This window comes from Sphingopyxis sp., from assembly GCF_036402335.1.
Lineage (GTDB): Bacteria > Pseudomonadota > Alphaproteobacteria > Sphingomonadales > Sphingomonadaceae > Sphingopyxis.
Window position 1 is genome coordinate 1 of record NZ_DASWTD010000476.1, and the last position, 11,864, is coordinate 11,864.

At 65.2% G+C, this 11,864-nt stretch carries 9 protein-coding genes; 6 read left to right on the forward strand and 3 right to left on the reverse strand.

Translation table 11 applies throughout. The features are described from left to right. Positions 1-840: S8 family serine peptidase (locus VGD20_RS15540; RefSeq protein ID WP_331135316.1), on the forward strand; the 840-nt coding region annotated here is incomplete at its 5' end. Between the two features lie 91 nt (positions 841-931). Beyond that, positions 932-1,816 (forward strand): hypothetical protein, encoded by an 885-nt coding sequence (locus VGD20_RS15545; protein WP_331135317.1) that lies wholly within the window; start codon positions 932-934, stop codon positions 1,814-1,816. Positions 1,817-1,889: 73 nt separating this feature from the next. On the opposite strand, the gene VGD20_RS15550 is transcribed toward VGD20_RS15545, so the two are convergent. The 3 genes from VGD20_RS15550 to leuC are packed head-to-tail and all read right to left on the reverse strand — an operon-like array spanning position 1,890 to position 4,854. Beyond that, positions 1,890-2,792, reverse strand: a complete 903-nt coding sequence (locus VGD20_RS15550; RefSeq protein WP_331135318.1) for an alpha/beta hydrolase — start codon at positions 2,790-2,792, stop codon at positions 1,890-1,892. Further along, positions 2,789-3,403, reverse strand: coding sequence for a 3-isopropylmalate dehydratase small subunit (gene leuD / locus VGD20_RS15555; protein ID WP_331135319.1), 615 nt, complete (start codon positions 3,401-3,403; stop codon positions 2,789-2,791). Before leuD ends, VGD20_RS15550 begins: the two co-directional genes overlap by 4 nt. Further along, on the reverse strand, positions 3,403-4,854 hold the full coding sequence (gene leuC, locus VGD20_RS15560; protein WP_331135320.1) for a 3-isopropylmalate dehydratase large subunit: 1,452 nt from the start codon (positions 4,852-4,854) through the stop codon (positions 3,403-3,405). The genes leuD and leuC overlap by 1 nt, the downstream gene beginning before the upstream one ends. 87 nt (positions 4,855-4,941) lie before the next feature. On the opposite strand from leuC, the gene VGD20_RS15565 reads away from it, so the two are divergent. The 4 genes from VGD20_RS15565 to VGD20_RS15580 form a co-directional block, all read left to right on the forward strand. Then, positions 4,942-5,859, forward strand: coding sequence for a LysR family transcriptional regulator (locus VGD20_RS15565; protein WP_331135321.1), 918 nt, complete (start codon positions 4,942-4,944; stop codon positions 5,857-5,859). Between the two features lie 188 nt (positions 5,860-6,047). Continuing rightward, positions 6,048-9,056 (forward strand): TonB-dependent receptor domain-containing protein, encoded by a 3,009-nt coding sequence (locus VGD20_RS15570; protein WP_331135322.1) that lies wholly within the window; start codon positions 6,048-6,050, stop codon positions 9,054-9,056. Positions 9,057-9,151: 95 nt separating this feature from the next. Further along, the gene (locus VGD20_RS15575; protein ID WP_331135323.1) at positions 9,152-10,759 is read left to right on the forward strand and encodes an AbgT family transporter; all 1,608 of its coding nucleotides are present in this window, start codon (positions 9,152-9,154) and stop codon (positions 10,757-10,759) included. A gap of 11 nt (positions 10,760-10,770) precedes the next feature. Continuing rightward, on the forward strand, positions 10,771-11,864 hold a 1,094-nt coding region (locus tag VGD20_RS15580; RefSeq protein ID WP_331135324.1), incomplete at its 3' end, for a M20 aminoacylase family protein.

Below are 11,864 nucleotides of genomic sequence, written 5' to 3' on the forward strand. Positions count from 1 at the left end.
AAACTGCTCCCCGACGCCGCGGTCGACGTCGACAATATCTATTTCGCCAGCGGACCGGGCGGCGCCTTGCCGCAAGCGGCCCTTGCGACGGGATCCGCTGGCGGCGGCGCAAGGATCGGCCTGATCGACGGCGGCGTCGCAGCGCATCCATCGGTCGCTGGACGCGTCGAGCAGCGCGGCTTCGCAAGGGGAGCGCCATCGGCGAGCCGCCATGGCACGGCAGTCGCTTCGCTCCTTGTCGGCAGCGGGCAGATACAGGGCGCGGCGTCCGGCCAGAAGCTGCTCGCCGCCGACGTCTATGGCACCGACCCCGCAGGCGGCAACGCGAGCGCCATCGTCCGTGCGCTCGGCTGGCTGGCGCAAAGCGGCGTCGCGGTGACGACGATCAGTCTCGTCGGCCCCGACAACAGGCTGCTTTCGGCAGCGGTCGCCCGCGCACAACAGCGCGGAATGCTGATCGTCGCAGCGGTGGGAAACGACGGTCCCGCCGCGCCGCCCGCCTATCCGGCATCCCATCGCGGCGTGTTCGCCGTGACAGGCATCGACAAAAAAGGGCGCGTGCTGCCCGAGGCCGGCCGCGCGCTCCACATCGATTTCGCCGCACCCGGCGACGACGTGCTGGCGGCAACCGGCGCGGCAGGCACCGACCGGCTGCGCGGTACTTCCTTTGCCGCGCCGCTCGTTGCCGGGCGGCTGGCGCTCCGCTATCCTGCGCCCGCCATCGATCGCATCGGTCCTGCGGTTTCCGCTCTCGTCATGGAGGCACGCGATCTCGGCAAGCCGGGGCGCGACAAGCTTTATGGCCATGGCCTGATTTGCGGAACCTGCGGCGGCCGCTGACCGCCGCCGCGCTTTTTCGGGAAGAAAATCGAAACCGCCATCGTTCTCCCTGCAGGCCCTCCCCTCGGGCCGCAAACTCAGGAGCAGAACAATGCCAAATCGCATTTTTTTCCCGGCCGTCGCGCTCGCCGCCACGGCGATCGCTTTTTCGACACCGGTCTCGGCGCAGCTGCTCGGCGGCAGCGGCGGTCTCGGTGGTGGTCTGGGCGGCGGGCTCGGGGGCGTACTCGGAAGCCCGACTGGCCCCGTCGGCGGCACACTCGGCTCGGCGGGTGAGCTGACCGGCTCCGGCCGCGGCGACGCCCATGTCGACCGCCGCTCGGGCCGCATCCGGGGCAAGGGCAACGCCGATGCCAGTGGCAAGGGTTCGCTCGACGGCAACGGCGACCTGCTCGGCGGTAATGCTCGAGGCTCGGGCAATGCCTCGGGCAGCGGCAGTCTCGACGCACAGGCGGTCGGGACCGACTATGTCGGACAAACGGCGCGCAGCGCTACCGGCACCATCCAGAACAGCGCGTCGACCGTCACCGGCACCGCGCGCGGCGCGGTCGGCAATCTCCGCAATCAGGCAGGCAGTACAGCCTCGGGCGCTTCGGCCACGGCGCAAGGCGCAGGCTCGGCCGCGGGCAGCTTCCAGGGCAGCCTCGGCCAGCTCGCCGCCGCAGGCAGCGGCGCAGCGACCGGCAACGGCATGTTCGCGGTCGAACCCGGGATGGCGGTCATCGACGCGCGCGGCAAGGTGATCGGCCATGTCCACGAACTGCGCCAGACGGGCCGCGGTGTCGTGCAGGCGGTCACCGTCGAGGTCGGCAACCGCGTCGCGACGCTACCTGCCGCCAGTTTTGCGGGTTCGGGCGATGTCCTCGTCACGGGCATGACCAAGGGTCAGCTCAAGGATACGGCCGAGCAGCAGGAAGAGGCGGCCGATCGCCCGGCCAGCGAATCCGCGCCGCAACGGGACAATCGCGCCAACTGAAACTTCGCGGTTCCGAAAGGGAGAATGCGCCGGCCGTCGTGCCGGCGCATTTTCGTACGAACATGCCGCTCAGTCAGGATTCCCGAAGGAAATCGTCCAAAGCCGAAAGAAGGGCGTCGGGTGCCTCTTCCTGCGGGCTGTGGCCGCACGCGATCGCGTGCCCTTCGACATGACGCGCCTTGGTCCGCCATGTTTCGAGGACGTCGAACAATGCGCCGACGGTGCCCAGCTCGCCCCAGAGCACCAGCAGCGGTGCTTCGATCCGGCAATCGCCATCGGCCGCGTCATGTTCGAGGTCGATACTCGCCGCGGCGCGATAGTCTTCGCAGATCGCATGGCGCGTCGCGGGGTCGCGATAGCAGCGTCGGTACTCGGCCAGCACCCGCGGATCGAGCGAATTGGCGATTTTCGTTTGTCCCGCAATATGCCGGTCGAGGAAGAAGTCGGGATCGGCCGCAATCAGCCGCTCGGGCAGGTCGAAGGGCTGGATAAGGAAGAACCACCAGAAATAGCGGGTCGCGAACGCGCGGTTCGTTTCGGCATACATGGTCGCGGTCGGCGCGATGTCGAGAAGGACGAGCCGCCTGATGCGATCCGGATGATCGAGCGCCATGCGATGCGCGACGCGCGCCCCGCGATCATGCGCGACGACGGCGAAGCGATCGAAGCCGAGCGATTTCATGACCGCAACCTGATCGGCTGCCATCGTGCGCTTGGCGTAATTCCGGTGTGCGGCGTCGCCCGCCGGCTTTCCGCTGTCGCCATAGCCCCGGAGGTCGGTGGCGACGACGGTGAAGCGCTTCGCAAGCTCGGGCGCGACCTTGTGCCAGGTCAGATGTGTCTGCGGATGCCCGTGGAGCAGCAACAGCGGCGGCCCACGGCCTCCGATCGCGGCGCGAATATGGAGGTCGCCGGCATCGACGTCCTGCCAGCGAAAGCCGGGCATCAGGTCGGGATATTCGGGACGCAGGTTCATGACGCCAACGGTTCGGCAAGCCACGGGTTCTCCGCGAAATAGGCCTGTTCGAAGGCGCGGATGCGATCGGCATTGGTCAAGGTCTCACCGATCCGGTCGAGGCCCTGCATCAGCGCCTGGCGAACCGCAGGGTCGACGGCAAAGCGGATGATGCGGTCGGCGATCTCGATGTGCTCCCTTTCGAGGTCGATGGTCATATGTCCGCTGCCATCGTCGAGCATATCCGACAGCATGGCAATGCCGGAGGGTGGCAAGCTCAGCAGCAACAGCCCGTTATTTGCCGCATTGTCCGAAAAAATCGCGCCAAACGACGTACCTACAATCGCGCGGATGCCATATTGCAGCATGCCCCACACCGCATGCTCGCGCGACGAGCCGCAGCCGAAATTGGGGCCTGTTAGCAGGAAGCGGGTGTCCTTCATATCCGCCCGGTTCAGGATGAAATCGGGGCGGTGGCCGTCGGCATCGAAACGCAGATCGTGAAAAAGTCCTTCGGCAAGCCCCGACCGGTCGATCCCTTTGAGGAAGGCCTTGGGCATGATCACATCGGTATCGATGTTGGCACCGGGCATCGCCGCGACGCCGCCAGCGAGGCGGAGAAAACGCTCCATCACAGCGGCTCCAGCATGGCGAGCGAGCGAACGTCGGCAAGCTTTCCCGTCACCGCGGCCGCCGCGACCATTGCCGGGCTCATCAGGTGCGTGCGACCGCCCACACCCTGCCGCCCTTCGAAATTACGGTTGGTGCTCGACGCACAACGTTCGCCGGGGGCAAGCATATCGTCGTTCATTGCGAGGCAGAGCGAGCAACCCGACTGGCGCCACTCGAAACCGGCATCGGTGAATATGCGGTCCAGCCCTTCCTCCTCGGCCGCGCGACGAACCGTGCTGCTGCCCGGCGAGATCATCGCACGGACCCCCGGCGCGACGCGGCGCCCTTTCAATATCCGCGCGGCATCGCGAATGTCCGACAGGCGGGCATTGGTGCACGAGCCGATAAAGGCGCGATCGATCGCGACATCCTGAAGCGGCATGCGCGCTTCGAGCCCCATATAGGCAATCGCCCGGGCCGCATCGTCGCGGCGGCTGGCAGGCATATCGGCGGGATCGGGAACCCGTTCGGTAATCGCGAGCGCTTGATCGGGGCTGGTGCCCCAACTCACCATCGGCGGCACGTCGCCGGCGCTGAGCAAAAACTCGGTATCAAAGCGCGCCCCGGCGTCGCTGCGCAAGCCGCGCCAGCTTTCACGCGCGCGATCGAGTATCGCCGGCGGCGGCGCGCGGGGCCCCTTCGCCACATAGGCGACCACCTTGTCGTCGGGCGCCATCAGCGCGACACGCGCGCCGCATTCGACCGCCATGTTGCAGATCGTCATGCGGGCTTCGACGCCCATTGCCTCGATCGCCGCGCCCGCAAATTCGACTGCGTGCCCCGCCGCGCCGTCCGCACCGATCCGGCGGATCACTTCCATGATGACGTCCTTGGCAGTGACCCCCGGTGCCAGTTCGCCATCGACAGTAATGCGCATCGTCTTCAGCCGGCGATAGACGAGCGTTTGACTCGCCAGCAGATGTTCGATGTCCGACGTGCCGATACCGAACCCCACCACGCCGAACGCGCCGTAGGTCGTCGAATGGCTGTCGCCGGCCGCGATCACCATTCCGGGCAGGACCAGTCCGAGCTCGGGCATCACCACATGTTCGATGCCCTGGCGCGGGTCCAGCACGTCGAAAATCTCGATTCCGAAATCGCGGCCGTTCTCGATCAGATATTCGATCTGGCGACGCGCGCCCTCGTCCACCTTGCCTTCTTCGCGGACCGGCGCGGTCGAATTGACATGATCGACAACGCCGAGCGATGCGGCGGGGCGCCAGAGCTTGCGACCCGCTTCGCGCAAACCGCTGAACGCCTGCGGGCTTGTATATTCGTTGAGCACTGTTCTATCGATATAGAGCAACAGGCGTTCGCCGGCGCCTTCCGGCCCGCCGAAAGACAATATCCGGTGCCGATCGATGATTTTGTCGTAAAGCGTCTTTGGCGACAACATGTTTCTGCCCTTCATGCGGTTTCGCGAGGCAGGGCTTAGCTTGCCCGGTTCCGGCGAAGCCAATGCCGGGACAGTATCAATTGATGCGACAGATGGATTCTTATGGATATCATGTGGCTAGAGGACTTCATCAAGCTCGCGGATGAAGGCAATTTCTCCCGCGCCGCCGAGGCGCGCAACCTGACCCAGCCCGCGTTCAGCCGGCGAATCCGCGCACTCGAGGATTGGGTCGGCGCGACGCTGGTCGACCGCGACACGCACCGGATCGCGCTCACCGAAGCCGGGCTGGCCTTTCGCGTGCTGGCCGAGGATATCGTCCGGCGGCTGGCGCTCGGCCGCGACCATGTCCGCGAGATCGGCGGCACACTGAGCAACGAAATACGCTTCGCATCGACGCACGCCCTGTCGACGACCTTTTTCCCGTCGTGGCTGCGGAGCCTCGACAACGGAAAGGAAGCGGGCACGATCACGCTCATCGCCGATCATATGGTCGCCTGCGAACGCTTCATGCTGGAGGGCAAGGCCGATTTCCTGCTTTGCCATCACCACGCCGCCGCATCGCATCGCCTCGACCCGGCAGGCTTCACCTCGCTCCATCTCGGCAGCGACGTCCTGCTGCCGGTCACGGCGCCGTCGCCCGATGGCGCGCCGACCCACGCGCTTCCCGGGTCCGGCGAGCACCCCCTTCCCTATCTGGAGTTCGAGGAACGGTCGGGAATGGGCCGAATCCTTCAGGCGGCACAAGTCATATCGGCAGGCGCGGCGATGCTTCGCCCGGTTTTCCGCTCGCATATGGCGTCCGCGCTGCTGTCGATGGCACGCGACGGGCGCGGGGTTTGCTGGGCGCCGCTCAGCCTCGCCGAAACCGATCTGGAGAACGGCCGGCTCGTTACCGCCGGAGACGCGAACTGGCACGTTCCGATCGAGATTCGTATTTACAAGCCGATCGCGCGACGCAGCCCCAGTGTCGAGGCTTTCTGGAGCATGCTCAAGAAGCGTCCGGAAGAGGCGGCCGCCTAGCCCCGCCCGGTCCGTTGCCTTCATCGAAGGCATGTTATGTGCTGGATATTACTGCCCGAATCCTGCGTGAATGATTCTATGTCGAACCGGCATTGGGATCGCGATGGCTGTTTACCTAGACAGAATGGGCCCCCGCATCGCCCGACAAACGGGACGCTTTGGCAGAGGGGTTAAGGGCGGAGACAAACATGATCCAGGGGCCGACTGCACAGCGCAAATTCGACAATCAGTTCAGGATTTCCAGCTCCCTCCTCGCGGTGGCGATGCTGGCCGCGATGGCGGCACCCGCCGCAGCGCAGGACGCGCCCGACGATAGTGTCGCCGGCGAGGAAGCCACGACCGGCACCGACATCGTCGTCACCGGTTCGCGTATCGGCCGCCCCGTCCTCGACCTGCCGACGCCGGTCGGCGTCGTCAGTTCCGAAACGCTCGGTGCGAACAACGCGCAGTTCGACATCGGCCGCGCCCTCGCGCAGCAACCTGCGATCGGCTTTTCGGGAAGCATGCAGCAGAGCCAGCAGGGCGGCGCCTCGGGCTCGCGCGGCGAAACCAGCGGCGGCCTGGCCGTGGTCGACCTGCGCAGCCTCGGCTCGAACCGGACGCTGGTGCTCGTCAACGGCAAGCGCCGCGTATCGGGAACGACTGACAGTGCGGCAGTCGATCTCAACTCGATCAATCCCAACCTGATCGAACGCGTCGAGATCATCACCGGCGGCGCGTCGGCGATCTATGGTTCGGACGCGGTCTCGGGCGTCGTGAACATCCTTCTCAAGGATGACTTCGACGGCGTTCGCCTGTCGTTCAGCGGGTCGCAGCCGGCGCGCGGTCCCGAAGGTTTCACCTATGGCGGCAGCATTCTCGCGGGGCATAATTTCGCCGACGGGCGCGGCAACATCACCGTCGCGGCCGACTATACGAAGGTGAAGGAAATCACCCCGCGGCAGGCCGACATGCATAACAATGTCGCGATGATAAATCCGGCCGATACCGGCCCGAACGACGGCATTCCCGATCTTATCATCATTCCCGGCGGCGAAGCCTTTCAATATTCGGGCTATGGCGCAGTGGGCCTGCGCGGCGACACGGGCGGCCTCGGTGCGTTCGTCTTCAACGACGACGGTACGCCGCGCCCGGCACCAACACCGCTTTTCACGGACGGCAGCCTGTTCGGGAAGTTCGAAAACTGCGGACCGGCGTGCTTCCGCTTCGACGATTCGATTTCGATCGTTCCCGACATCGAACGCTACAATCTCAACCTCAGCACCCATTTCGACTTCAGCGACTCCGTGCGCGCCTATTTCGCCGCAGATTACAATAATACGTCGAGCTATGGTCGCGGGCAGCCCGTGCTGCGGGCGGCCCAGCCGATCGACATTGCGCAGAACGCGTTCCTGAACGAAGATTTCCGTCAGGACCTCCTCGCGGCCGGCGCGACGACGCTGCAACTCGATCGCCTCTACACCGACGTCGGGCTGCGTTTCAGCCAGGTCGACCGCAACAGCCTGTCGTTCGTCGGCGGCCTCAAGGGCGAGTTCGAGACCGGCTTCTCCGATCTGCGCTACGATATTTACGGCACCTACGGCCGCACCAAGGCGAAGTTCATCGGCTACAACCGCATGCTCCTGCCCAATCTTCGCGCGGCACTCGACGCCGTCGTCGATCCCGTTTCGGGGGACATACGCTGCCGTATGGATGTACCGGCGCTGCAGCCGGTGGGCTATGTCCCGCCCACCATCGTCGGCGGCGGCCCGTGCGTGCCCTTCAATCCGTTCGGCTCGACCGCCAGCTCGCAGGAAGCACGCGATTTCGTCAGCACGACCACGGTGTCCCGTGCGTTCGTCCGCCAGACCACCGCAGGCTTCTCGCTCTCGGGAGATTCGAGCAAGTTCCTGACCATGCCGGGCGGCGGGTCGATCGGCGTTGCGCTCGGCGCCGAGTACCGGGAGGAGCGCAACGGCCGGACCACCGATCCGCTGATCAAGGCCGGCGTGACCAACCAGGCGTCGTCGCAGGATTATGAGGGCGGCTATCACGTCACCGAATTCTTCGGCGAACTCAGCATCCCGCTCCTCACCGACATGCCCTTCGCCAGGCTGCTTTCGGTCGAGGGTGCGGTGCGCCATGCCGATTACAGCCACGCCGGGAAGGCGACGTCGTGGAAAGCCGGTGCAATCTGGGAGCCCACCGACGGGTTCCGCCTGCGCGCCACGCTTAGCCGCGCCATTCGCGCACCGAACATCTTCGAAGCCTTCCGGCCGAGCGAGGGCCAGACGACCAACGTCAACGATCCCTGCTCGCAAAACAATCTCGGGCAAAATCCCAATCGCGCTGCCAACTGCGCCGCACTGGGCCGTCCCGCGGGTTTCGTACCGGTCAGCGGCGGCATTGGCGTGCCCTTCATCGTGTCGGGCAATCAGGACCTGCGCCCCGAAGTTTCGGACAGCTGGACCGCGGGCTTCGTCCTGACGCCGAATTTCCTGCCGGGCCTCCAGATTTCAGCCGACTGGTTCGACATCAAGATCGAGGATGCGATCAGCTTTCTCAGCCCGCAAGCCATTGCTGAAAATTGTGTCGACCGTGCCGGTGGTCCCGATCCGGACCTGTGTGCACTGATCACCCGCGACACGACCCCCGGTGCGAACTTCTTCAGCATCACCGGCGGCAGGAGCACCTATGTCAACACGTCGAAGCTGCAGACCTCGGGCCTCGATACGCAGGTGTTTTACGCCCGTCCGCTGGGTGGCGGCCGCATCTCGGCCAATCTCGCCTTCACCTATCTGCACCGTCTCCGCACCTTCACCTTCCAGGCGCGGCCTGATCTCTACACGGTGCTCGAAGGCTTTTACGGCTATCCGAAATATAAGGGGGTCGTGGGCCTTAACTATTCGACCGGCGGGCTGACGGTCGGCTGGCAGGGCCGCTATCAGTCGAGCCAGAGCCTGACCGATATCTCGCCCGGCATCAGCCGCGAACTGCTGTCGCCCGACCGGACGGGATCGAAGTTCTACAACGACATCTCGGCGTCTTACACGCTGCCGATCCGGGGCGAGCAGGAGGCGAAATTCTCCTTTGGCGTCACCAACCTCTTCAACGTACGCTTGCCGGTAATGGAGTCGGTTCAGGTCATCGATCCGTCGGGGGGCGGTTTCGATCAGTTCGGTCCCGTGATCCGGGCTGGGCTTGAAGTGAACTTCTGATCCCGAACCGGTAAGGATGGAGCCCGTCTTGCTTACGGGCAGACGGGCTCCAATTCCCTCGCGACGAAAAAGCGGTTGATGCAGGAAGCGCGATCATGAGTTCTGAAACGGTTCGCCCTGCCCGCCAGAGGGGGTTTCTCGGCTTTATCGAGCGCGTCGGTAATCTGCTCCCCGACCCGACGATCATCTTCATCTATCTGATCGTTACACTGATGCTGGTATCGGCGCTCGGCGCAGCGCTGGGGTGGAGCGCGTCGCTTCCCTATTCGGGCAGGGAAGCGCCCGCGAACGCCGAACTTGCGGGCGGCATGCTCACCTACCGCGCGTCGAGCCTTTTTTCGGCGGATAATATCACGCGGCTGTTCACCGAAATGCCGCGCACCTATGCCAGCTTCACGCCGCTTGGTATCGTCCTGACGATCATGATGGGCGCCGCGGTCGCCGAGCGGTCGGGGATGTTCTTCGCGCTGATCCGCGGATCCCTCCGCAACACACCGCGCCGCTACATGACCCCGCTGATCGCGGTCATCGGCATGGTATCGCACCATGCCGCCGATGCCGCCTATGTCGTATTGATCCCGCTCTCGGCCGTGCTGTTCGCGTCGGTCGGGCGCCATCCGCTTGCCGGCATCGCCGCCGCGCTCGCCGCGGTATCGGGCGGTTATGCCGGCAACATCATGCCCGGCCAACTCGATGTCCTGCTGTTCGGCTTCACGCAGGAGGCCGCGCGCATCGTCGATCCGGCGTGGACGATGAACCCGCTCGGCAACTGGTATTTCATCCTCGGCATCGTCGTCTTCTTCACCCCGATCATATGGTTTGTCACCGACAGGATCGTCGAGCCGCGGCTCGGGATGTGGAACGAAGAGGTTGACGACCAACTCCGTGCCGACCTCGAAAAGGGCGAACTCAGCGCCGACGAGCGCCGCGGACTTCGCCATGCCGGCGTCGTGGCGCTGCTCGTCGTGGCGGCCTTCGCCGCGCTGTGCCTCTGGCCCGGCTACACGCCCTTCATCGATCAGGATGCCGAAGGGCCGATCCGGCTGCAGCCGCTCTACGCCTCGATCATCGCGGCGCTGTTCCTGCTCTTCCTGTTCACCGGCACCGTCTTCGGGCGTGCGGTGGGCGTGATCAAAAGCTCGTCGGACGTAATCGCGATGATGCGCGAAGGCGTGAAGACCCTCGCGCCCTATGTCGTCTTCGTCTTCTTCGCCGCGCATTTCGTCGCGATGTTCAACTGGTCGGGCATCGGCCCGATCATCGCAATCAGCGGCGCCGAAAAGCTGCAAGGCATGGGCCTGCCCGCCCCGCTGCTCCTCGTCTGCGTGCTGCTCCTGTCGTCGCTGCTCGACCTGTTCATCGGGTCGGCGACCGCCAAGTGGAGCGTCCTGTCCTCGGTCGTCGTGCCGATGTTCATGCTGCTCGGCATAAGCCCCGAAATGACGACCGCTGCCTATCGCATGGGCGACAGCTACACCAATATCATGACCCCGCTGATGAGCTATTTCCCCCTCGTGCTCGTCTTCTGCCAGCGCTGGGACAAGAGCATGGGGGTCGGATCGCTGCTCGCGCTGATGCTGCCTTATGCGCTCTGTTTCATGGCCATGGGGATCATGATGACCGTTGCATGGGTCGGTTTCGACCTGCCACTCGGTCCCGGAGCGCAAGTCTTCTATCAGCTACCGGGGCATGTCCGCCCGTGAGGAACAACGCCATGCCCATCGATCTCTCGCACCTCGAAGCCGACATGACGGGTTGGCGCCGCCATATCCACCAGCATCCCGAACTCGGTTTTCACGAGCACGACACCAGCGCCTTCATCATCGGCCTGCTGCGCGAGTTCGGGATCGAGGAGATTGCGACCGGCATCGGCGGGACCGGTATCGTCGCGACGATCCGCGCCGGGCAGTCGGATCGCGCGATCGGCATTCGCGCCGACATCGACGCGCTGCCGATGACCGAGGCGCATGCGTCGACCCATAGCTCCGTCACCCCCGGGGTGATGCATGCGTGCGGCCACGACGGGCACACCGCAATGCTGCTCGGTGCCGCCAAGCATCTCGCCGCGACGCGCAATTTCGATGGCGCGGTCCATTTGATCTTCCAGCCCGCCGAGGAATCGCTCGGCTACAGCGGCGCCGACGGGCACCCCGAGGGCGGCGCGAGCGCGATGATCCGTGACGGATTGTTCGAACGCTTCCCGATGCAGGCGATCTTCGGCGTCCATAACCGTCCCGGCCTCCCCGCCGGCAAGCTCGCGGGGCGCGTCGGTCCGCTCTATGCGGCGGCCGACCTGTTCAAGATTAGCGTCAAAGGCAAGGGCGGCCATGCCGCGCGCCCGCATCTCGCCATCGACCCGATCCTCGTCGCCTCGCATATCGTCGTCGCAGTGCAGAGTATCGTCGCGCGCAACGTCGACCCGATGGACGCCGCGGTCGTCTCGATCTGCAAGATGGAAGCGGGCACCGCGTTCAACATCATCGCCGACGAGGCGCATCTTGCAGGTACCGTCCGCACCCTGTCGCGGGCGAGCCAGGATCTGGTCGAGCAGCGGCTGCGCGACGTCGTCGAAAGCGTCGCGCGCTCGTTCGGCGCCGAGGCCGAGTTGCATTACGAGCGCGGCTACCCCGCGCTCCACAATCCCGCCGACATCTACGGCCGTGTCCGCGACATCGCGATCGGACTGATTGGCGCCGATCGCTTCATCGATCTCGACGCACCCGCGATGGGGGGCGAGGATTTCGCTCGTTATCTCGACGTCGTACCCGGCTGCTTCCTGCTGCTCGGCAATGGTGACGAGGGGCCGGG